Origin of the sequence: Micromonospora sp. NPDC023737 (assembly GCF_040639715.1) — a bacterium.
Lineage (GTDB): Bacteria > Actinomycetota > Actinomycetes > Mycobacteriales > Micromonosporaceae > Micromonospora.
Genome location: NZ_JBFAAL010000004.1, coordinates 227,949 through 249,522, shown reverse-complemented (window position 1 = coordinate 249,522; position 21,574 = coordinate 227,949). Strand labels below are relative to the sequence as shown.

Annotated in this window: 17 protein-coding genes and 1 riboswitch; of the genes, 10 read left to right on the top strand and 7 right to left on the bottom strand. The window is 71.0% G+C overall.

The window, feature by feature from the left end; all coding sequences use genetic code 11:
• Positions 1-47: 47 nt before the first annotated feature.
• From AB0F98_RS12325 to AB0F98_RS12315, 3 genes are all read left to right on the top strand, one after another.
• The gene (locus AB0F98_RS12325; RefSeq protein WP_357733010.1) at positions 48-668 is read left to right on the top strand and encodes a helix-turn-helix domain-containing protein; all 621 of its coding nucleotides are present in this window, start codon (positions 48-50) and stop codon (positions 666-668) included.
• Positions 669-1,541: 873 nt separating this feature from the next.
• Positions 1,542-1,639: riboswitch (glycine riboswitch) on the top strand.
• A 169-nt stretch (positions 1,640-1,808) separates the two neighbouring features.
• Positions 1,809-3,557: an amidohydrolase gene (locus tag AB0F98_RS12320; protein ID WP_357733007.1), complete on the top strand. Its 1,749-nt coding sequence runs from the start codon at positions 1,809-1,811 to the stop codon at positions 3,555-3,557.
• A 519-nt stretch (positions 3,558-4,076) separates the two neighbouring features.
• Positions 4,077-4,958 (top strand): redoxin, encoded by an 882-nt coding sequence (locus tag AB0F98_RS12315; RefSeq protein WP_357733558.1) that lies wholly within the window; start codon positions 4,077-4,079, stop codon positions 4,956-4,958.
• A 72-nt stretch (positions 4,959-5,030) separates the two neighbouring features.
• Here the strand turns inward: AB0F98_RS12315 and AB0F98_RS12310 are convergent, their stop codons facing one another.
• The 3 genes from AB0F98_RS12310 to AB0F98_RS12300 all read right to left on the bottom strand — a co-directional run bounded on the left by AB0F98_RS12310 (position 5,031) and on the right by AB0F98_RS12300 (position 7,703).
• Positions 5,031-5,849, bottom strand: coding sequence for an SAM-dependent methyltransferase (locus AB0F98_RS12310; RefSeq protein WP_357733004.1), 819 nt, complete (start codon positions 5,847-5,849; stop codon positions 5,031-5,033).
• 248 nt (positions 5,850-6,097) lie between these two features.
• On the bottom strand, positions 6,098-6,784 hold the full coding sequence (locus tag AB0F98_RS12305; protein ID WP_357733001.1) for an SDR family oxidoreductase: 687 nt from the start codon (positions 6,782-6,784) through the stop codon (positions 6,098-6,100).
• 247 nt (positions 6,785-7,031) lie between these two features.
• Positions 7,032-7,703 (bottom strand): hypothetical protein, encoded by a 672-nt coding sequence (locus AB0F98_RS12300; RefSeq protein WP_357732999.1) that lies wholly within the window; start codon positions 7,701-7,703, stop codon positions 7,032-7,034.
• 202 nt (positions 7,704-7,905) lie between these two features.
• Between AB0F98_RS12300 and AB0F98_RS12295 the strand changes: the two genes are divergently transcribed.
• A complete protein-coding gene (locus tag AB0F98_RS12295; RefSeq protein WP_357732996.1) occupies positions 7,906-8,364 on the top strand; it encodes a hypothetical protein in 459 nt (152 codons plus the stop codon).
• Positions 8,365-8,396: 32 nt separating this feature from the next.
• On the opposite strand, the gene AB0F98_RS12290 is transcribed toward AB0F98_RS12295, so the two are convergent.
• Genes AB0F98_RS12290 through AB0F98_RS12280 form a run of 3 tightly spaced genes read right to left on the bottom strand, consistent with a single transcriptional unit; the run spans position 8,397 to position 11,995 of the window.
• Positions 8,397-9,362, bottom strand: a complete 966-nt coding sequence (locus AB0F98_RS12290) for an ROK family protein (RefSeq protein WP_357732993.1) — start codon at positions 9,360-9,362, stop codon at positions 8,397-8,399.
• 4 nt (positions 9,363-9,366) lie between these two features.
• The gene (locus tag AB0F98_RS12285) at positions 9,367-10,836 is read right to left on the bottom strand and encodes a M81 family metallopeptidase (RefSeq protein WP_357732990.1); all 1,470 of its coding nucleotides are present in this window, start codon (positions 10,834-10,836) and stop codon (positions 9,367-9,369) included.
• A gap of 13 nt (positions 10,837-10,849) precedes the next feature.
• The gene (locus AB0F98_RS12280) at positions 10,850-11,995 is read right to left on the bottom strand and encodes an ROK family transcriptional regulator (protein ID WP_357732988.1); all 1,146 of its coding nucleotides are present in this window, start codon (positions 11,993-11,995) and stop codon (positions 10,850-10,852) included.
• Between the two features lie 295 nt (positions 11,996-12,290).
• On the opposite strand from AB0F98_RS12280, the gene AB0F98_RS12275 reads away from it, so the two are divergent.
• From AB0F98_RS12275 to AB0F98_RS12255, 5 genes are all read left to right on the top strand, one after another.
• A complete protein-coding gene (locus AB0F98_RS12275; protein WP_357732985.1) occupies positions 12,291-14,090 on the top strand; it encodes a peptide ABC transporter substrate-binding protein in 1,800 nt (599 codons plus the stop codon).
• 77 nt (positions 14,091-14,167) lie between these two features.
• Entirely contained in the window at positions 14,168-15,127 is a 960-nt protein-coding gene (locus AB0F98_RS12270) for an ABC transporter permease (protein WP_357732982.1), read from the top strand.
• Positions 15,124-16,044 carry an ABC transporter permease gene (locus AB0F98_RS12265; RefSeq protein WP_076469665.1) on the top strand — a complete coding sequence of 307 codons (921 nt, stop codon included), beginning with the start codon at positions 15,124-15,126 and terminating at the stop codon, positions 16,042-16,044. The genes AB0F98_RS12270 and AB0F98_RS12265 overlap by 4 nt, the downstream gene beginning before the upstream one ends.
• A gap of 12 nt (positions 16,045-16,056) precedes the next feature.
• Positions 16,057-18,198: an ABC transporter ATP-binding protein gene (locus tag AB0F98_RS12260; protein WP_357732978.1), complete on the top strand. Its 2,142-nt coding sequence runs from the start codon at positions 16,057-16,059 to the stop codon at positions 18,196-18,198.
• Complete coding sequence (locus AB0F98_RS12255) at positions 18,195-18,887, top strand: copper homeostasis protein CutC (protein WP_357732975.1); 693 nt, start codon at positions 18,195-18,197, stop codon at positions 18,885-18,887. The genes AB0F98_RS12260 and AB0F98_RS12255 overlap by 4 nt, the downstream gene beginning before the upstream one ends.
• Positions 18,888-18,909: 22 nt before the next feature.
• On the opposite strand, the gene AB0F98_RS12250 is transcribed toward AB0F98_RS12255, so the two are convergent.
• On the bottom strand, positions 18,910-20,730 hold the full coding sequence (locus tag AB0F98_RS12250) for a copper resistance protein CopC (protein WP_357732972.1): 1,821 nt from the start codon (positions 20,728-20,730) through the stop codon (positions 18,910-18,912).
• Positions 20,731-20,940: 210 nt separating this feature from the next.
• Here AB0F98_RS12250 and AB0F98_RS12245 point away from each other — a divergent pair, with 210 nt between their 5' ends.
• Positions 20,941-21,510, top strand: a complete 570-nt coding sequence (locus AB0F98_RS12245) for a sigma-70 family RNA polymerase sigma factor (protein WP_357732969.1) — start codon at positions 20,941-20,943, stop codon at positions 21,508-21,510.
• Positions 21,511-21,574: the final 64 nt, after the last annotated feature.

The following is a 21,574-nucleotide window of genomic DNA, read 5'->3' as shown; positions in this document are numbered from 1 at the left end:
CCGAGTTGGCCGACAGCGCTCGATCCCGCCCCGATACCATTCGCTCCGTGGGAGCGAGCAGATATCATTCGCCGCGGCGCGCGGACGCCGCCGCGGCGACCCGGGCCTCGATCCTGGCCGCCGGGCGGGAGCTGTTTCTGCGCAAGGGGTACGCGGGAACCACCGTGCCGCAGATCGCCGAGGCCGCCCGGGTGGCCGTGCCCACCGTCTACACCAGCGCCGGCGGCAAGGCCGACATCCTGGCGGCGCTGATCGAGCCGATCACCCGCGACCCCGCGGTCGGCGAGACGTTGGCCGCGATCGCCGAGAGCGAGGACGCCGCCGAGATCATCACGCTGCTGGGCGAGGGTGTGCGGCGCACCTACGAACGCCACTGGGACGTCATCGTCGGGCTGTTCCCGCAGAGCCAGTCGGAGCCGGCCGCTGCCGAGGTGTACGAGCGGATCCTGCGGGCGTACCAGGAGGCCATCGGGGCGGTCGCCGACCGGCTGGTCGAGTTGGGCGCACTGCGCCCCGGTATGGACCGTGCCGACTCGCTCGACCTGCTCTGGTTCTACCTGGGGCAGGCGGCCTGGCCCGCCCTCGTCCGGGATCGCGGCTGGTCGCTGGAGCGGGCTGCGGAGTGGCTCACCGCCCAGGCCATCGCCGCGCTACTGCCGCCGGACTGATCCGCACCCCTCGGGTGCTCGACGTCCGGCGGGGCGGAGATACCAGTTGTGGGTGGGACGACAGCTGCTTTCGAGGACAGCTTTCCCGGATACCGCCCGGGGCTGTCGGCGCCTCGTCGCCGCTTCGCGCAGTTGTCGATGCGGTCGGCCCACGGCCTCTCCTGGTGTGGGTCGGCAAATACCGGTGCGCGATCGTCTCGGCAGCAGGCTCGGGGTTGGTCTACCGGCAGCGGCCATTCCGGTTGCCGCACCGATCACGGCTCTGATCTTCGTGGCGCAGCCGGCATCCGCGTGGCGGCTCGCGCTATTCCGAGTCCGCATTCGGGCGGGGTTTTCCTCGACCGATACGGCCGCCCGCCTGCACATTTCCGCGAACGTAACCGACAGATCAGCAATCCGGTCATCGCCGACCTCGTGCCGGACCCAGTATCAAGCTGAAGAATCTGCGATTCGCCACCGCTCGGGTCGTCATGTTCTTAGTCACGATCGCTGCGGCGGCGCCGCCGCGGGTGGCTGGTGCTGATGATCGCGGCGCCGCCGGCGTCGAAGCCGCTGGCTCGGCTTCGTCGTGATCCCCGACGCGGCGCCACACGGTGCGGCCCAGAGGATGCCCGGCTGCGGTAGCGAGACATCTCGGCATAGTCCTGAGCCGATCCCTTGGTTGGCTCGGATGATGGCTCCGCGTCCACATACGCATCGACGTCCAGCGAACTGCTTGACGATCAAACCTGGGCCGAGGGTTGACATTCAGCCGCCTTCTGCGTTGGATCAAGTAAGCCGTTTGAGGAGCTGTAGGAGAGTCCTCCCCCTGGCCAAGGGAGGCGCCGAAGGAGCAACCTCCCCGGAAACTCACAGGCCCCCGTACTGCAGCTCCGAGGCGCCACTGGAGAGCAGCGGCGTGTGCCGCTCACCGAAGGAGGAACCCGGCGAGAGCCGGTGACGCTCTCAGGTACACAGACAGTGGGGACGGAGGACGCCCGCCGCGTCCAATGGTCAGCCGGCTCATCGTCATGCCTCCGTTCTCCCCAGCCCCTCCTACCTACGCGACCCGGTGACTCCGGATCGCTGGTCGTTCCTGGGCTTGTCGATGACCCGTCAACGGTGGCCGGTTGATCAGCTCTCAATCGAGGAGAGTTGCCCATGTGCGAAACCGATCATCTCGACTCGTCCGGGTACAGCCGTCGGGACCTCCTGGGTCTGCTCGGCATGGCTGGCGCCGGGCTGGCGGTCGCCCCCGTGCTTACGGCGGACCCGGCACTGGCCGCCGCGTCCGACCTCGCACTGGACCCGAAGACGATGCCGTCCGACCTCGTCAACTATGAGGCGCCGACGAACCTGGCCGCAGACTCGCAGGCCAAGGATGCGGCCATCTCCTGGATCGACCGCCAAACGGACCGCATCGCCGGCCTGAACGATCGGATCTGGGAGTACGCGGAGCCCTCACTGGCGGAGTGGAACTCGTCGTGGGCCGAGGCACAGTTCCTGGCCGCCAACGGCTTCACCATCGAGTGGGGCGCGGGTGGTATGCCCACCGCGTTCGTCGCCACGTTCAGCCACGGCACCGGCAAGCCGGTGATCGGGTTCAGCGGCGAGTACGACGCGCTGCCCGGGCTGTCGCAGGAGAAGGGCAACCCGAAGCACAACCCGCTGGTCTACCACCACGATCCGTACGCGCCGACGTACGGCTTCGGGCACGGCTGCGGACACTGCGCGCTGGGTGCCGCGGCCGCGGGTGCCGCGGCGGCGACGGCGGCGGCGATGAAGGCCCGCGACCTCGACGGCACCATCAAGTTCTTCGGCTCCACGGCGGAGGAGCAGCTGGTCGGTAAGTCGGTCGCGGTGAAGGCGGGGGTCTACCGTGGGCTCGACGCCTTCGTCGACTGGCATCCGGCCAGCGGCAACAGCACCAGCTGGGGCTCGGGCAACGCGATGTACAGCGTCGCCTTCCACTTTCTCGGCACGGACGGTCACGGTGGCTCCCCACTGGAGACTCGGTCCACGCAGGACGCGGTCACGGCCATGGCGATGCTGACCGAGTTCCTTCGCGAGAGCGACCTGGCGCACACCGCTCGGATGCACCACGCCATCCGGCAGGCAGGGCAGGCGCCGAACGTGTTCCCGACGCTGTCCAGCATCTGGTACTACGCCCGGGAGGGCAGCCCGGCCCGCTCCAAGATCTTGATGGACAAGATCGTCAGGTGTGCCGAGGCGGCCGCCCTGGCCACCGGCACCCGGGTGGAGCACCGCATCATGGGCGGGGTATGGAACAAACTCGGCAACAAGCGTGGCGCCGAGCTGATGTACGCCAACATGACGCAGATCGGCGCGCCGACGTTCTCCGAGGCCGACCAGCGCTTCGGTAAGGCGCTGCAGAGGTCGAACGGCTCGACCGAGACCGGATTCTCGAGCACGATCAGTGAGCTCAGACCTCCGGCACCGGTCTTCATGGGCGGCGGCTCGACCGATGTCGCCGACATCAGCTGGCAGGTGCCCACGATCTCCATGGGCACCGCGCACCAGCCGGGGGGCACGAAGAACCACTCGTGGCACCACACCGCCACCGCCGCCGCGAATTCGGGGCACGTCGCGATGGTGGCCGCCGCCAAGTACCTTGCGGCGACCACCGTCGACCTGCTCACCCAGCCGACCATCCTGGCCGAGATGAAGGAGGAGTTCGACCGGCGCACGTCCAAGATCAAGTGGAAGAGCATGCTGCCGGACGACTACCAGTTGCCGCTGTACGAGCCGCCGAAGTGGTTCCTCGAGCGGACCCGGCAGTCCTGGCCGCCGCGCGGCGTCAAGTGGCCACCCAGGCGGATCGTGTCGACCGAGACCGCTCCGGACCTCGGGCCGGACCTTCCACCGTCGAACCTGCCCCCGCTCGAGTAGCGCCCGCAGTTCCGCCCGGCGCGAGGACGGGAACTGCGGCAACAGCCGTGCACAGCGTTCGATCGGGCTCCGGTGTGGTGTCGCGGCCTGCCGGCACCACACCGGTCCTGGCCCGGCGTCGGACGCGGCCAAATGATCACGGCGACGCGGTGGCTCCGGCCGCCAACTGCCGGTGTCCTCATGTCAGCACGGTCCTCCGGCGACGGGCCGGAGCCGGGATCGCCGGTGGTGACGGCCGGGACGCCACGTTTCGGCTCGTACGCCCCCGCACCCGGTTAGGCTGATCGTCGTGAGATCGTCTTCGGCGCGGTACCCCGTCGCGGAGGGTCCTGGCTCCGTTTCGCATGCCCCGCAGTCGCCGGCCGGGTTCACTGAACAGGTTCACCGGCCGGTTCGTGGACACCGGCGCAAGGCACTGGCTCGCCGAACAGCCGCCCGAGGAACTGCTCGCGGCACTGACGACCTTCCTGGCCCTGTACCGGGGTGGGCAGGCCGCCGGTTGAGGATCTCGCCGTGACCATGCGGATCCCCGCGCTCGACGTCCAGCGTTGGGTGAACTCACCGCCGCTGACCCTCGACGCGCTTCGTGGCCGGGTGGTCCTGATGGACGTCTGGGAGTTCACCTGCATCAACTGGATCCGCACCGCGCCCTACGTCAAGGCGTGGCACCGGGAGTACGCCGACCGGGGCCTGACCGTCATCGGCCTGCACGCGCCGGAGTTCGAATTCGGCAAGCACGCCCCGAACATCGACCGGGGCATCCGGGAGCACCAGCTCACCTATCCGATCGCGCTCGACAACGACTTCCGGGTCTGGGACGGCCTCGACAACATCGCCTGGCCGGCACGGTATCTCTTCGACGCGGACGGGAAACGCGCCGCCCGGTGGATCGGCGAGGGCGAGTACGACCGTACCGAGGCGGTGCTCCGGCAGCTTCTCGTGGACCGGGAGCCCGATATCGAGCTGCCGTCGGTGACCCCCGAAGCGGCGACCTTCGCCGCGGCCGAGCAGCCCTCGTACGCCGACGTGACGGAGGAGACGTACCTCGGCGTGGACCGGCGGCTGCCGGGCGCCTTCAACCTGACCGGAAACTGGCGCGACGGTGGCGACTACGTCGAACTGGCGAGCGGCACAGGCGAGATCGCCCTGCCCTTCAACGCCGGCGAGGTGAACCTCGTCGTCGAGCCGGGGCCCTCCGGGCCGGCCACCCTGCGGGTGCTGCTGAACGGGCAACCGATCGGTGACCGGCGCGGCGCCGACGTCGACGTCGACGGGGCGGCCCGGGTCGACCGACCACGCATGGTCCGGCTCGTCGCCGACGCATCACGCGACGATCACCTGCTGACGGTCGTCGCCGACCAACCCGGCTCCCGCGCGTACGTCTTCACCTTCGGCCCCTGACGAAGGGCCTGGCGAGCAGAGAGCAGAGGCGGCCGCGGCGGCCCGTGGGCTCCGCCGCGCGCCACACGTGAACTACCGGCGGGGGACCCGGCCGACGGCCGCCAGGCCGGCACTACGCCTGGGGTCATCGGTGAAGTACTGCGGGTCGTCAGGGGCAGGCCGCCACAACGGCAGCCACACCAGACCCGGTTCGACGAGATCGAGGCCGGCGAAGAACCGCTCGAACCGCGACCGCGAGCGCAAACCGAGCGGGGTCTCGGTCCGGTGCTGGTAGATGTCGTGGGCGACATCGAGTTCGTCCTGATCGTGCCGCACGTCGTCGGTCGTCGCGTGCGACGCGACGAGGTGACTTCCCGGCGCGAGCGCCGCGCGGAGCTGGTCCACCGCGCGGTACGCGACGTCGTCGTCGGGCACGAAGTGCAGGACCGCCGCCAACAGCAGACCGACCGGCTGATCGAAGTCGAGCAGCTCCGTGACCTGCGGGTGCGTGAGGATGGCGGCCGGCTCGCGGAGGTCGCCCCTGATGGCGGTGGCCAGCTGGTTGTCCTTGAGCAGGTCCAGGCTCTCCGCCACCGCCACCGGGTCGATGTCCACATAGACCACCCGGGCGTCCGGGGCGACCTGCTGAACGATCTCGTGGACGTTGCCCACGGTGGGGATACCGGAGCCGATGTCGAGGAACTGCCGCACGCCGGACTCGGCGAGGTAACGCACGGCACGTCCCAGGAACGCCCGGTTGGTCCTGGCGAGCTGCGGCCCCAGCGGAAGCACCCGCATCATCGCCTCGGCGGCTTCGCGGTCGGCCGGGAAGTTGTGCGTGCCGCCGAGGTAGTAGTCGTAGATCCTGGCCGCGGTCGCCGACCTCGTCCCGCCGTCGCTCGCACCAACCATGCCGGCCCCTTCCGTAGGTAGCGCACGGTTCATCGGGCTTCGCCTCCGCGACCTGCCGCCGGGCCCTGTGCGACCTGTCGCCCAGCGGCGTCCACATGGGAGGCACCGCGACCCTACCCGTCAGACGGGCCACGGCGCAGCCCCGGTGGCCGCCGCACGGCCGGGCCGGGCGACCCGTACCCCGGGTTCCCCGGGTACGCACGATGCTCTCGCCGGGCCGCCCTGCCCACCGCTGTGCCGGTCGGGGGTCAGTTGGCCAGCACGCCGCCCTCGACGGTCAGTTCCTGGGCGTTGATGCCGCCGTTGCGCAGCAGGAAGTCGGTCGCGTCGACGATCTCCGCCATCGTCACCAGCCGCCCGATCGGGGTCCGGGCGAGGTGCGGGTGGTTGGGCATGTCACGCCACTTCGGGCTGTCGCCGACGATTCCGGAGTGCAGGGCGTTGACCCGGTGCGGGGCGATCTCGACGGCCAGCGTCTTGACCAGCCCGCTGAGGCCGGCGTTGTGGGTCGTGACCATGGTGGACCCGGGGTACGGACGGTCCTTGGCGACCCCGCCGAAGAGCACCACCGAGGCGCCGGGGCGGAACCGGTCGCGCAGGACCCGTACCGTCTCGGCGTAGCCGACCAGCTTGATGGTCAGCGCGGTGACGGCCGCGTCCAGGTCGAACTCGGCCAGGGTGTTCGGCGTCTGGCTCGTCGCGGTGATGACCAGGTTGTCGACCTCCGTGACGTCAGCGAACGCGGCGGCGATGCTGCCCGGCTGGGAGAGGTCGGCGGCCAGCCCGCGGGTGGTTCCGCCGATCTCCGCGGCCACGGCCTCGGCTCGTGCCTTGTCCCGGCTGGTGATGATGACGGTGTCGCCGCGGTCCGCGAAGTGCTGCGCGATGACCCGGCCCAGTCCGTTGCTTCCGCCGACAATGATGGACGTGCTCATTTAGCCCTTTTCCTCCCACCGGTCATACCTTGATCGGCATTTAGAGACAGTAGCGCGGACCGGGGTCGGTGCCGCTGGACGGTGTGGTGACTACCATGCGTGGCCGGGGTCACAGCCGGGTGATGCGTGACCGGGCGCCCCGCCCGCTTCCGCGCGAAGATCGGCTGGCCCGCCTCCGACCCGCTGAAACAGGCCCGCCCGTGGCGCCGGAGCCGGCGCCACGGGCGTGGCCTGGTCGGGGGACAGCTCAGTCGAGGACCGACTCGCCGCCCGGGTAGGCGAACGACGCGCGCGGTGAGTAGAAGCCCCAGACGACTTCCAGCGGCTCGGCCGGACGCAGCGCGTACACCGGGTGGTCGGGCTCGAGGAACTCCAGTGACTCGACCTCGAAGGGGTCGACGGGTTCCGCCACGAACGGGTAGTTGCCGCTCACGAACCGGCCGTCCAGCTGGGTGAGGTAGCGCAGCTGTCCCCGGTTGACCGCGTCGCCGGTGCGGCCGACACGGGCCGTCGTCCTGATCACGGGGACGCCGTCCGCCTCGGTGGTGGCGACCAGCCGCCTGCCCTGTACCTCGATGGTGGTGGCCCCCGCGGTGGCCGGCACTCCGCGGGCGGTGGCGTACGCGCGGACGACCGGACTCGAGTTGAAGTAGTGCGTCCACCATCGGCCGGGAGTGATCCCGTCGGGAGCGTCGAGTCCGGACAGGTCCGGTCCGATGTAGGTCAGGGAGTAGGCGCCGAAGCCGGAGGTCTGGCCTGGATCGTCGACGACGTACTGGTTCATGAAGACCTGACGGTTCGGGGCCGGCTTGAGCCCGTCCGGCACGAGGGCGGCCACGGCCTCGGGGTCGGCCGGCGTCCACCCGAAGTAGAGCATCCTGCTGTTCACGACGAGCTGCGGAGCGACGAGTTCGGTCACGAGGAAGCCCCTTCCACGCGGCATCGATCGGTAGTCGCGACGCTACGGAGCGGCCCGCCCCGGAGACAACGACGGATTACCGACAGGTGGCCGGTGCGTCGGCGGCCGGGCCGCTCCGACCGGTCCCCCTGGATATCCGCCCATTGTGGAATCATGGCGGCCCAAGCGCGCGATCTTCGCGCTGAACTCCTTGGAGGACTGAGTGCGCAAAACGGTGCGACGACTGGCCATCTCGATTCTCTCCGCGACCGTCGCGGCGGTGACGCTGGCCTCACCGGCGCAGGCCGCGACGAACCCCTTCACCGCTGCGCAGGCGTGCAACAACGACTTCGGTGGTTCGTGGGCCTACGCCAGTGACGGCCATCGGTCGATCACCGCGTCGGACGGCACCAAGGTGGGCGACGTCTACCTGATGTACAACAGCGCCACCGGGTACAACTGTGTCGCCACGCTCAAGTCGGTGGCCGTCGGCTCGAAGACCGGGGTGTCCGCCGGGGTTCGGGTGGAGGGCGGTTCCTGGGTCTACGACTCCGGGAACTACCAGTACTACGCCGCGATCCAGCGCTCCGCCCGGGACAAGTGCGTCATGTACAGCGGTGAGGTTCTCTACTTCACCAGCTGGCAGAGCGCCGGCCGGTTCAGCTGGGGCAACTGTGGCTGACCGGCCGGCGGCCCGGATCCGCTGATCCGCCGTCACCCGACGGGAGGCACGAGCTCGGGGGCGCCCCAGGCGTCGGGCACGGGCAGACCCGCCTCCCGTCGGGCCATGACGGCGGCGCCGACCTGTGCGGCCTGCGCGCCGAAGGCGGAGCGCAGCACCGGGGGCGGGTTCCGCCAGGCGAGAGCCGCGCGCAGGGCGTCGCGTACCGGGTCGAAGAAGAGCGCGCCCGCGTCGGCCAGCCCACCTCCGAGGACGATGCGGGCCGGGTCGAGCGTCAGGGTGAGGGTGGCGAGGGCGGTCCCCAGCGCCTGGGTCGCGTCGTCCCAGACCGTGCGGGCCACCGGATCGGTGGCCACCGCGTCGGCGATGGCCCGGCTGTCCGAGCCCGGCGTTCCCCGGAGCCGGGCGTAGCGGCGGGCCAGCCCGCCGGCGGAGGCGTACACCTCCAGGCATCCCCGCTGCCCGCAACTGCACGGCTCGCCGCCCGGGTAGACCGGCATGTGTCCGACCTCGCCGGCCGAGGCGGTCGCACCCGACACCGGCATGCCGTGCACCACCACGGCGGCGGCGATGCCGGTGCCCAGCGGTAGCAGGAGGAAGTTGTCGAGCCCGCGAGCCGCTCCGGCCACCGCCTCGGCGACGCCGGCCGCACGCGCGTCGTGCCCGACCGCGACCGGCAGCCCGAGGTCGCTGCCGATGAGGGCGCGCAGCGGCACGTCACGGAACCGGAGGTTCGCGGCGTACCGCACCACTCCGTCGACCTCGTCGACGATGCCGGGCGTGACCACACCGATCGCGGCGGGTGTGACGCCGAGGGCCAGCGCGTCGTCGCGCAACCGGGAGCACAGGGACCGGACGGTCTTGACCGGGTCGTCGTCCGCCTGTGACGCAACGACCAGCGAATGCCGGAACCGGCCCTCCTCGTCGACCACGGCTCCCTTGATGGTCGTCCCGCCGACGTCGACGGCGAGGACGCACCGGTCTTCGGGCTGAGTCACGCGATCACCCGGTCACCACGGCGAGGTCCGCGGTGAAGTCGCGGTCCAGGGGGAACATCGGTCGCACCACGTTCTGGTACGGCAGCCGCACGAGGTCCTGGTCGACGCCGCCCGGTGTCAGCGCCAGCAGCCAGTCGCCGGCCGCGTCGAACAGCTCGGGCTCGAGATAGCCGATCTTCACCACGACGAGGTCCACCGTGTCGACCGCGACCCCCAACCGGCTGTACGAGCTGAGCAGCCGGTACTGCATCCGGCGGGACGTGACGAAGACGCTGAGGCCGCCGACCCGCACGCTGACGCAGCGTCCGCCGTCGGGATCGTCGGCCACCGCCTCCAGGATCCCGTCGAGCGGGAGCGGCCCCGGATCGCGGGAGTCGATCCGCCCGCCGACCGTCACCCGGACCGGAGAGCCGAGCGGCTGGTCGGCGATCTGGGCCACCGCCTCGGGGTCGACCAGCGAGGCGAACACGGCCCGGCGCGAGCCGTCGCGGATCTCGGGGCGGGCCAGCATCCGTTCGAGGGCGAAGGTGACGTCGTCGGCGCCTCCGGCGCCGGGGTTGTCGCCCGAGTCGCTGATGAAGAACGGTCGCCGGGCCGGGTCGGCGACCGCGGCCAGGGCGGTGTCGAGGCACTCGTCCATCGTGCCGGTGGGGGCGACGAAGGCGAACTCCTCACGGGCCGCCCAGAAGTGACCGCCGAGCTCACGGGCCGCGTCGGCGGCGGCGGTGGCGTCGGTGCCGGTGACCACGACCGCGCCCTGGCAGCGTGGCTGGTCGGCCCAGGCGAACCCGATCCAGATCGCCGCGTCCACGATGCCGTCGCGGGCCTCGATCTCGGGGATCCTCGCGTACAGGCCCCGGGCCGGCTCCTCGCGGGTGCTGGTCATCTCGCCGGGCAGCAGGATCGGCACGTGGACCAGCGCCTTGTGCGGGCGCTGCTGCCGGCGCAGCGCCTCGACCAGGTTGCGGGCGGCGCGTTCACGGGTCTCCCACACGTCGACGTGCGGGGCGGTGCGGTAGCAGGTGAGCAGGTCGCAGGCGTCGAAGAGCACCTTCGAGACGTTGCCGTGCAGGTCCATCGCCGCGGAGATGAACGGCTCCGGCCCGATGGTCGAGCGGATGGCGGTGACCAGGTCGCCCTCCGCGTCGTCGAGTCCGACGACGCTCATCGCACCGTGGAAGTCCAGCAGCATGCCGTCCAGCGGGCCGGCCGCGGTCAGCTTCTCCACCAGCTCCGTGGCCCAGGCCTGGTACGTCGGTGCGTCCACCGCCCCGCCCGGCAGCGCACGGGCGTGTACGAGCGGGATCCACTCGACGTCGACGGCCCAGGGCTGGGCGGGGGAGAGCCAGTCGTATCGCGCCAGCAGCGCATCGCCCCGGGTGACCTCGAAGTCGTCGGCGGTGCTCAGGTGGGGCGAGAAGGTGCTGGACTCGATGTGGATGCCGCCGATGGCGACGCGAAGGGGACGTGGCACGGGTGGTGGCTCCTCAGGAGGGTCGTACGTCGGCCGTCGTGCGCAGCAGGTGCCCGAGGCCGACCAGGGCCGCATCCGGGCCCGCGACGCTGGCTTCGATGGTCAGGGACTGGGTCATGGACGGTAGGCAGCGCTCGTAGAGCATTCCGCGGGTCGCGGCCACGTAGACGTCGAGGCTGGACAGGGCGCCGCCGATGACGACGCTGTCGGGGTTGAGGAAGTTGACCAGGCCGGAGAGAGCCACCCCGAGCAGCCCACCGGCGTGGCGCACCATGGTCACCACGGTGGGGTCGGCGTCGCCGACGGCCGTCACGATCTCACGGACAGTGGTCGCCGACGAACCCTGCTCGGCCAACTCGCGGGCCAGGGCGGCGCCGCTGGCGACGGTTTCCAGGCAGCCCCTGCTGCCGCAGGAGCAGTGCCGCTCGCCGCTGTCCGCAACGCGTACGTGGGTGACGTCGCCGCTGAGGCCACGACCGCCGCGGTAGATCTGCCCGCCACTGACCAGGCAGGCGCCGATGCCGGTGCCCGCCTTGACGTAGATCATGTCGGCGGACTCGCGGCCGCGGGTGACGTACTCGCCGATGGCCGCCGCCTTGGCGTCGTTGTCGACCAGCACCGGCACCTGGAAGCGCGCGGTCAGGTCGGCCCTCGCGTCGAGGCCGCTCCAACCGGGCATCCGGGCCGGACCGATCAGCCGCCCGTGGGGGAACTCGACCGGGCCCGGTAGGGCGACGCCGAGCCCGAGCATCGGCTGGCCGGGCGCGGCCGCCGTCTGCAGCCGCGCGAGGCTCGTCGCGACGACGTCGAAGACCTCCGCGGGCCCGGCGGCGATGTCGATCGCCACCTCCTCGGTTGCGCGGAGCCCGCCGCCGGGTGCGCACAACCCCACCCGGGCGTGCCTGCCGCCCAGTTCCGCGACGGCGAAGAACCCGTCGGTGTCCCGCAGCCGCAGGATCCGGGGACGGCGTCCGCCGGTTGACCGTCCCACGCCCTCCTCCAGGATCACGCCCTCCTCGAGCAGCCGACGCACCACGGTGGTGACGGTCGAGGGAGCGACCTGCAGCGCCTCGACGAGGTCCGCCCGCGAGCTGGCGGCGCCGCTGGCCAGCAGATCGAGGGTCTGATCCCGCAAGGTGGCGGAGATCGATGGTTCCAAGATGTCTCTCCTCGTTCGGGCGGTACTCCGGCGCCGCAGCCTCAGTGTGTCGCAGTGCCAAAGCAAGGTCGCGCTCCGGAGTCCGCGCGGAGAGCATCTTTCGATGCCTCGCCGACTTCGATCATACCGTGGCCAAAGTTCGCGAATAAAGAGGGAATTTTTCGTTGACTCAGCACTTCGGCGTGGATAGATTCTCCGCGTTGATCGTCGAGCAGCGGCACAAGGCGGCTGTACCTGTGGCAACGCCGCCAGCGCCCGGAGACGCGGGGCACGTGCACATCAATCGAGGAGACTCATGAGGAGCAGATTTCCCGGGCGCGCCCTCCGTGGCGCGGTGGCGCTAGCGGGCGCGCTCGCCCTCGGGGCGGGCCTGGTCGCCTGCGGCGGCGGCTCGTCGAAGGACGGCGGTAGCCAGGGCAAGGACACCGTGACCGTCGCCTTCCGCACGCCCAACTGGATCCTGCCGGTCTCGGCGCCAGGCTTCACCCAGGGTGAGAACGCCATCTTCGGCCAGGCGCTGTACCGGTCGCTGTACCAGTACAAGTTGGACGGCACGGCGCAGTACAACATCGACCCGAAGCGGTCGATGGCCGAGCCGCCGGTGGTCAGCGACGGCGGTAAGACGCTGACCATCACGCTCAAGGACAACACCTGGTCCGACGGCGAGCCCGTCACCACCAAGGACATCCAGTTCTGGTACGACCTGGTCAGCGCGAACAAGGACAAGTGGGCGTCCTACCGGCCCGGCGGCTTCCCCGACAACATCGCGCAGTGGTCGATCAAGGACGACAAGACCTTCTCGATCACCACCAAGCAGGCCTACAACACCGCGTGGTTCGTCGACAACCAGCTCAACCGGATCACGCCCCTGCCCCAGCACGCCTGGGACAAGGACTCCGCGACCGCGGCCGTGAGTGACCTGGCCAGCAAGCCGGAGGGCGCCAAGAAGGTCTTCGACTTCCTCACCGCGGCGTCGAAGGACCTGAAGACGTACGACTCCAACGAGCTGTGGAAGGTCAACAGCGGCCCGTGGCAGCTCGCGAAGTACGTCCCGAACGGTGAGGTCACCCTCGCCGCCCAGCCGAAGTACTCGGGCGAGGACAAGCCGAAGCTGGCCAAGGTCGTGCTGCGGCCGTTCACCAGCGACGACGCCGAGTTCAACGTGCTGCGCGCCGGGGACGTCGACTACGGGTACATCCCGGCGGCCAACGTCTCCCAGGAGAGCTACCTCAAGTCCAAGGGCTACACGGTCTCGCCCTGGTACGGCTGGTCCGTCACCTACCTGCAGCTGAACTTCAACAACCCGAAGACCGGGGCGCTGTTCAAGCAGCCGTACCTGCGGCAGGCCATGCAGATGCTCATCGACCAGCCGACCATCAGCAAGGTGATCTGGTCCGGCACGGCGGCGCCCACCTGTGGCCCGGTGCCGGCCAAGCCGGGCACCAACGGCACCGACGCCGCCGGCTGCGTGTACTCGTTCGACCCGGCCAAGGCCAAGGAGCTGCTGGAGAGCCACGGCTGGAAGGTGACCCCGGACGGGGAGACCACCTGCCAGACCCCGGGCACCGCGGCCAACCAGTGCGGCGAGGGCATCGCCGCCGGCACCGCGCTGAACCTCACCGTGACCAGCCAGACCGGTTTCGCCGCCACGACCAAGATGTTCGCCGAGATCAAGTCGCAGATGTCCAAGCTCGGCATCCAGCTGAACATCAAGGAGGTTCCCGACTCGGTCGCCGTCACCCCGGCCTGCAAGCCGACCGAGGCGACCTGCTCGTGGGACATGTCCTTCTTCGGCTCGCAGGGCAGCTGGTACTACCCGGCCTTCGCCAGCGGTGAGCGGCTCTTCGCCACCGGCGCGCCGGTGAACCTGGGCAGCTACAGCAACGCGGAAGCCGACCGGCTCATCGAGGCCACGCAGTTCTCCGGTGACGAGAGCGCGCTCAAGGCGTACAACGACTTCCTCGCCAAGGACCTGCCGGTGCTCTGGATGCCGAACCCGGTCTACCAGAACTCGGCGTACCGGTCCGGCCTGCAGGGCGTCGAGCCGCAGGACCCGATGAACCTCATGTACTTCCAGGACTGGTCCTGGAAGTGACCGATCACTGATCGTCCCGGCCCCGGCGGCGCACACCGCGCCGCCGGGGCCCCAACCGGGGAGGAGGAACCGACCAGGTGGTCCGGTACCTCATCACGCGCCTGGGCCAGGCCCTCGTCGTCGTCGTGCTCGTCACGGTGATCGCGTTCCTCATCCTGCACCTGTTGCCCGGAGGCGCGGCGCGAGCCACCCTCGGCAAAGAGGCGACGCTGGAGCAGTTGGCGGCGTTCAACCACGAGATGGGCTACGACCGGCCCTGGATCCAGCAGTACCTCATGTACGTGCAGCGCCTGCTGCACGGCGACCTCGGCTACTCGTACCAGCTGAACCAGTCGGTCGTCGAGGCGATCACCCAGCGGCTGCCGAAGACCATGGTGCTGTCGCTGCTGTCGACCCTGCTCGCCATCGTGCTCGCGATCCCGCTCGGGGTCATCCAGGCCGTACGCCGCAACCGCTGGCCCGACTACGCCATCACCTCGCTGTCGCTGCTGGCGTACGCCACGCCCATCTTCTTCATGGGCCTCATGATGATCATCCTCTTCTCGCAGGTGTGGCCGGTCCTGCCACCCGAGGCGCCGCAGGGCTTCACGGTCGGGGAGGTGCTCGCCGACCCGGCCGGGCTGGTCCTGCCCACGATCACCCTCGCCATCGTCACCATCGCGGTCTACTCGCGGTACGTCCGCTCCACGATGGTCGACAACCTCAACGAGAACTACGTCCGCACCGCCCGCAGCAAGGGCCTCTCCGAGCGGCGGGTCGTGCTGCGGCACACCCTGCGCAACGGGTTGTTCCCGGTCATCACCCTGCTCGGCATGTACCTGCCCGCGCTGTTCAGCGGGGCACTCGTCGTCGAGTCCCTGTTCAACTTCCCCGGCATGGGGCAGCTGTTCTGGCAGGCGGCGCTGAAGCGTGACTTCCCGATCCTGCTCGGGGTCACCGTCATCATCTCGATCGCGACGGTCGTCGGCGCGCTCGTCGCCGACCTGCTCTACGCCGCCGTCGATCCCCGGGTCCGACTCCGCGGGAGGGCGTCATGACCACACTCTCCGAGGCGGCCCACCCCGGCACCGCCCCCGAACCGGCCGACGCGTCCGAGGCCCCGGTACGCGGCCTCTGGCGGCAGGGGCTGGTCGTCTTCTGCGAGAACCGGCTCGCCCTGGTGGGCCTGGGCCTGTTCATCCTGCTGGCCGGGCTCTGTTTCCTCGGCCCGGTCTTCTACCACACCGACCAGGTGCACACCGACCTCAGCGCCGTGCACCTGGCCCCCGGGGAGCAGGGGCACCCCCTCGGCACCGACGGGGTCGGCTACGACCAGTTGGGCCGGCTGATGCTCGGCGGCCAGACGTCGATCATCGTCGGGCTGGCGGCCGGGATCCTCGCCACCGCCGTGGGCACGATCTGGGGAGCCGTCGCCGGGTTCGTCGGTGGATGGGCCGACGCGGCGATGATGCGGGTGGTCGACGCGATGATGTCGATCCCGTCGCTGTTCCTGTTCATGCTGCTCGCCGCCATCGTCACACCGAGTGTGCCGATGCTCATCGTCATCATCGGCGCCTTCGCCTGGCTGGGGCCGGCCCGGCTGGTCCGGGGTGAGGCGCTGACCCTGCGCTCCCGCGAGTACGTCCAGGCGATGCGGGGGATGGGGGGCACGGGCGGCCGGGCGGTGCGCCGGCACATCGTGCCCAACGCCATCGGAACGGTGATCGTCAACGCAACCTTCCAGGTGGCCGACGCGATCCTCTACGTCGCGTACCTGTCCTTCCTCGGCCTCGGCGTACCCCCGCCGGCGGCGAACTGGGGCGGGATGCTCTCCGACGGGCTCGCGGACACCTACAGCGGCCACTGGTGGCTGCTGTACCCGCCCGGAATCGCCATCATCCTCATCGTCCTCGCCTTCAACTTCATCGGCGACGGGCTCAGGGACGCCTTCGAGGTCCGCCTCCGGCGACGCTAGCAGGAGCACGAAATGAGCGAATCGACCGAACCGATCGTCCGGAACTCCTCGGCGGACCGGGACAGGGTGGGGGTACGGCCCCTGCTGGAACTGCGTGACCTCGACACGGACATCGCGCTGCGCCGCGGCACGGTGCACGCCCTCGACGGGGTCAGCTTCGAGGTCATGCCGGGGGAGACCCTCGGCGTGGTGGGCGAGTCGGGCAGTGGCAAGACGATGACCGCACTGTCGATCATGGGCTTGCTGCCTCAGGGCGGCCGGGTGACCGGGGGACAGATCCTCTTCGAGGGCCGGGACCTGCGGTCGTTGGCAGCCGACGAGGTACGCCGGATCCGTGGGGTCCGGATGGGCATGGTCTTCCAGGACCCGCTCACCTCACTCAACCCGACCATGCGGATCGGGGTCCAGGTCGCCGAACCGCTCCGGGTGCACGAGAGGGTCGGCAAGGCGGAGGCCCGCGAGCGGGCCATCGAGATCCTGCGCCGGGTGGGAATGCCACGCCCGGACCGGATCGTCGACAACTACCCGCACGAGCTGTCCGGCGGGATGCGGCAGCGCGTCGCCATCGCGATGGCGCTGGTCTGCTCCCCGCGCCTGCTCATCGCCGACGAGCCGACCACCGCGCTCGACGTCACCACGCAGCGGCAGATCCTCGAACTCATCGACGATCTGCGCGAAGAGTTCGGGATGGCGGTCATCCTGGTCACCCACGACCTGGGCGTGATCGCCGGCCGTGCCGACCGGGTCGCCGTCATGTACGCCGGACGGGTGGTGGAGACCGCGGCGACCGGAGAGCTGTTCCGCTCACCTCGGCACCGCTACACCGAGGCGCTGATGGAGGCGCTGCCCGAGTCGGCCATCCGGGAGGCCGGTGAACACGCCCGGCTCTACAGCATCCCCGGGCTGCCGCCGGACCTGTCCCGACCGCTGACCGGCTGCCGGTTCGCGCCCCGCTGCCGGCACGTCACCGACGAGTGCCGGACCACCGAGGTCACCCTCTCACCCGGCGCGCACCAGCACGCCTGCCTGCACCCGGTGCCCGCGGCCTCCGCCGGCGCGGTCACCCTGCCGGCCCCGGTCCGGATCGAGGCCGAGCCGGCGCCGGAACCGGCGGCCCCGCCGACCGGACCGGACGGGCCGGCGGCGACGCCGGTCCTGTCGGTGCGCTCGCTCGTCAAGGACTACGCCGCGCACGGTCGTGGGTTCCTGCGCCGGGACGCCGGGCAGGTGAGCGCCGTCGCGGACGTCTCGTTCGAGGTCGCGCCGGGGGAGACCTTCGGGTTGGTCGGCGAGTCCGGCTGCGGCAAGTCCACCGTCGGGCGGCTGGCCGTCGGGCTGGAACGGCCCACCGCCGGGCAGATCGTGCTGGACGGCACCGACATCGCCGGCCTGGCCGGGCGCGAGCGCCGCCGGATGCACCGGCGGGTCCAACTGATGTTCCAGGACAGCTACGCCGCGATGAACCCGCGGATGCGCGTCGACGCCATCCTCGCCGAACCGCTCGAGATCCAGAAGGTGGGCGACGGGGCGGCGCGGCGGGCGCGGATCGCGAGCCTGCTCGACCAGGTGGGACTCTCCCGGCGGGTGCTGGAGCGCTACCCGCACGAGTTCTCCGGCGGCCAGTTGCAGCGCATCGGGCTGGCCCGGTCGCTGGCCCTGCAACCCCGGCTGATCGTCGGCGACGAGCCGGTCAGCGCGCTGGACGTGTCGATCCAGGCGCAGGTCCTCAACCTCATGAAGGACCTGCAGCACGAACTGGGCCTGGCGTACGTGTTCATCAGCCATGATCTGTCGGTGGTCGACTACATGGCCGACCGGATCGGCGTCATGTACCTCGGCAAGCTCGTCGAGATCGGACCCGCCCGCGAGGTGGTCCGGGCCGCCCGGCATCCGTACACGCAGGCGCTCATCGACGCCGTCCCGTCCATCACCCCGAACACCGCGGCGGCCCGTGACGGCATCACCATCCGGGGTGAGCTGCCCAGTGCGATGAACCCGCCCACCGGGTGCCGGTTCCGGACCCGCTGCCCGCTGGCCCAGGAGATCTGCGAGACGGAGCCGCCGCTGGCCGGCGACCGGCACCAGGTGGCCTGCCACTTCCCGTTGCGTCCGGAGTCGACCGCGGCGTCCGCGGGGACGGGGGCCGCGGCGTGACCACTGTCGAGATCTGCGTGAGTGACGTGCCGACCGCTCTGGTGGCCGAGGCGGCCGGGGCCGACCGGCTGGAGCTCTGCGCCGACCTCGGCCAGGGCGGCACCACACCCAGCCTCGGAACGGTCGGGGTCGCGCTGCGGACATTGCGCAGGGTGGGGGTGCGGGTGATGGTCCGTCCCCGCGGTGGCGACTTCCGGGTGAGCGAGGTCGAGGAGCAGGTCATGCTCGCCGACATCGAGGCCATCCGCGGGCTGCCCAATCCACACGGTCTCGCAGTCGGGGTGGTGGTCGGCGCCGTGGCCGACGACGGTGGCCTCGACCTGGCCGTGCTACGCCGGCTGATCGAGGCGGCCGGCCCGCTGCCGGTGACCGTGCATAAGGCCTTCGACGAGGTCGACGACCAGTTGCGGGCCATCGACGAGATCATCGACCTCGGGGCGGACGCGGTGCTCACCTCGGGCGCGGCGCCCACCGCGCTGGCCGGCGCCGCGCGCATCGCTGCCCTTCGGCAACGGGCCGGCGACCGGTTGCGGGTGATCGCCGGCGGCGGTATCCGGTCGCACAACGTCCGGCAGGTGCTCGCGGAGACCGGGGCGCAGGAGGTGCACCTGCGGGCACCGGTGCTGCTCGACGGGCGTGAGGCCACCGACGGCGACGAGGTACGCCGGGTCGTCGCCGCCACGCGCTGACGGTGGGCGGGCGGGGCGGTGCTCAGCGCACATCGATCGTGTACTCGGCCGTGTGCACCGCCCCGTCGACCTGGAAGTCGAAGAACGCCCGGTAGCGGCCGGGGCTCGGCGGGGTCAGCCAGAACTTGACCGCCCCGTCGACCAGTTCCGCCTCCGGGTGGACGTGTACGTAGCCCAGGTCGCCCTCGCGGACGACGACCAGGTGCCCGTACGCGCCCAGGTAGCGCTCGACCTGGGCGGGGGTGCCGGAGCGGTCGATACGGAACGAGGTGGGGGACATCATGCCCACCGCCGGTGCCCCGTCCATCGACACCGTGTACGGCCCGGCGGTCGCCGCGGGGTGCGGCGGGGGCAGCGCGGTCGGGGAGTGTGCTCCCGGCACCAGGTGGTCGACGCCGAGCACGAGCGGTAGCTGGCTGCCGCCGGGGGTGGTCACGGAGAAGTCGGCGTAGATCCGGTAGCCGCCGGGCCGGGACAGCTTCAACGGGACGCTCCAGGTGCCGTCGGACGCCATCGTGGGATGCAGGTGCTGGTAACCGGCCAGGTCGCGACCGACCACGATCAGGTGCAACGTCTTCTCGTGCACGACCGCGAAGCCGGTGGCCGCCCGCCGGTCGGTCCCGATGATCCGGAAGCGGTAGTCCACGGTGACGCCCGCCGGCTGGGACCGCTCCACCGGTCGCAGGGTGTACCCGCCGGCGCTGACCGTGGTGCCGGCCGCCTGCGTCCGGCTCGTGTCGCCGTCACCGGGGTGCTCGTGCGGTCCGGTGCCCGCCGCGTGCTGGTGTCCGTCCACCGTCGACATCGCCTGCCCCGCGGCGACGGGCTCGCCGGGGCGGGTGGTGGGAATCTGTGCACCGCTGGTGGTCCGCTGATCGCCCGCGCCGATCCGCCCCAGACCGAAGCCGGTCAGCAGGGTCACCACCAGCCCACCGACGAGCAACGCGAGACGCGGGTTGCTGAGTTCGGGCCGGAGCGTCCCGGCGCCGTCGTCCCGGCGGATCGGGCCACCCCTTGCGCGGGAACCGGTGCCGGTGCCCCGGCGGTCGACGGCCACCCCCGACGCGCGGCTCCGGCCCGACGCGCGGTTCCGGCCCGAGGCACCGCCGGCGGGGTGGCGACGGCGGACCACGAGGCCGGCCACCGCCGTGACCACCACCGCCAGTCCGGTGCACACCACCCAACCGAGGCCACCCTCGTCGTCGGCGACCGGGGCGGAGGCGGCCGCCGGGGGCGACGACGCGGCCGGTGCGGCCGACGGGCTTCCCGAGATCGTCGCTGGACCCGGTCCGGGCGCCGAGTGCTGCTCGGCGGCCGCGAGCAACGTCGGGTCGGGCTGGTCGGTCGGCGGCCGCCACCCCTGCGGCGCCGGCTTCGTCGGCCCGGTGTAGCGGAAGGTCGTCGCGCCGCGCACCGGGTCGCCGTCCGAGGCCACCGTCAGGTAACTCACCGAGTACTGCCCGGTTGCCGGCAGGTGCGCGATCCGCACCACGGCGGGGAACCCCGTCGCGTACTCGCGCGGCTCGAACTTCCCGTCGACCAGGAAGTACTCCCGTACCGGCTGGTCCAGCGGTTTCGGCTCCCCGTGGGTCCAGCCGCCGTCGACCCGAACGCCCCCGGGCGCCGTGACGGTGAAGTACGCGTTGCCGGCGACCTGCTCGGTGAAGTACAGCTCCACGGCCGTGAGCGGCTGGCTCACCGTCGAGCCGTCCGCCGGAGCGGACGTCGCCAGGGTGCCGTGAGCCGCGGCCGGTGGGGCGGACGCGAGGACCGCGACCGCCGAGCTGAGGACGAGCGCGAGCAGGCCTGAGCCGAGGCGCCCAGGAGCCGGGGGGAGAGGCATCATCGCATTCTCACGACGGTCGAGCTTCGATCAATACTTCGATAACCTTTTATACGGATGGCCAAAAGTTCTGCCACGATCGACTCATCGGGTCGGCGGGCGGTACGAAACTTCCTACTCTGCCGCTGAGGCGGATGGGATACGCTGCCAACCTGTTACTACAGTTCGTCGTACTGTGGCCGTGGCCCGGCGGCGTGACCGGAGGTGGAGATGGCGGACGTCGAGGCGGAAATCACCGCGTGGGCGCTGGCTGCCGCTCGGGGTGACCGCGCCGCCGCCGCCCGGTTCGTTCAGGCGACCCAGCCGCAGGTGCGGCGGTTCCTCGCGGCGCTGACCGCTCCCTCCGAGGCGGACGACCTGGCGCAGGAGACGTTCCTGCGGGCGGTGCGGTCGCTGCCGTCGTTCGCCGGGCGATCCTCCGCGCGGACGTGGCTGCTCGCCATCGCCCGCCGGGTGGCTGTCGATCACGTCCGGGCCGCCATGTCCCGCCCCCGGACGGTGCCGATGCCCGACGGGTACGACACGGCTGACGCCGCCAGGGGTGGCTTCGAGCGCCAGGTGGTGCTGGAACGGCTCATCGCGGCGTTACCGGACGACCGGCGGGAGGCGTTCGTCGCCACCCAGGTGCTGGGCCTGTCGTACGCCGAGGCCGCTGAGGTCTGTGACTGCCCGGTCGGGACCATCCGTTCCCGGGTGGCCCGTGCTCGGGAAGATCTGCTCCTCGCCATGGACGGCCGGTCGGGATCGGCGGCACGTCGCGGCGGCGGTCAGGTCGGCTGACGCCGGCATCCCCGCTGACCTGCGTCGGAGCGAAATCCGCGGGAACCAACGCGGGGGCCGTTCC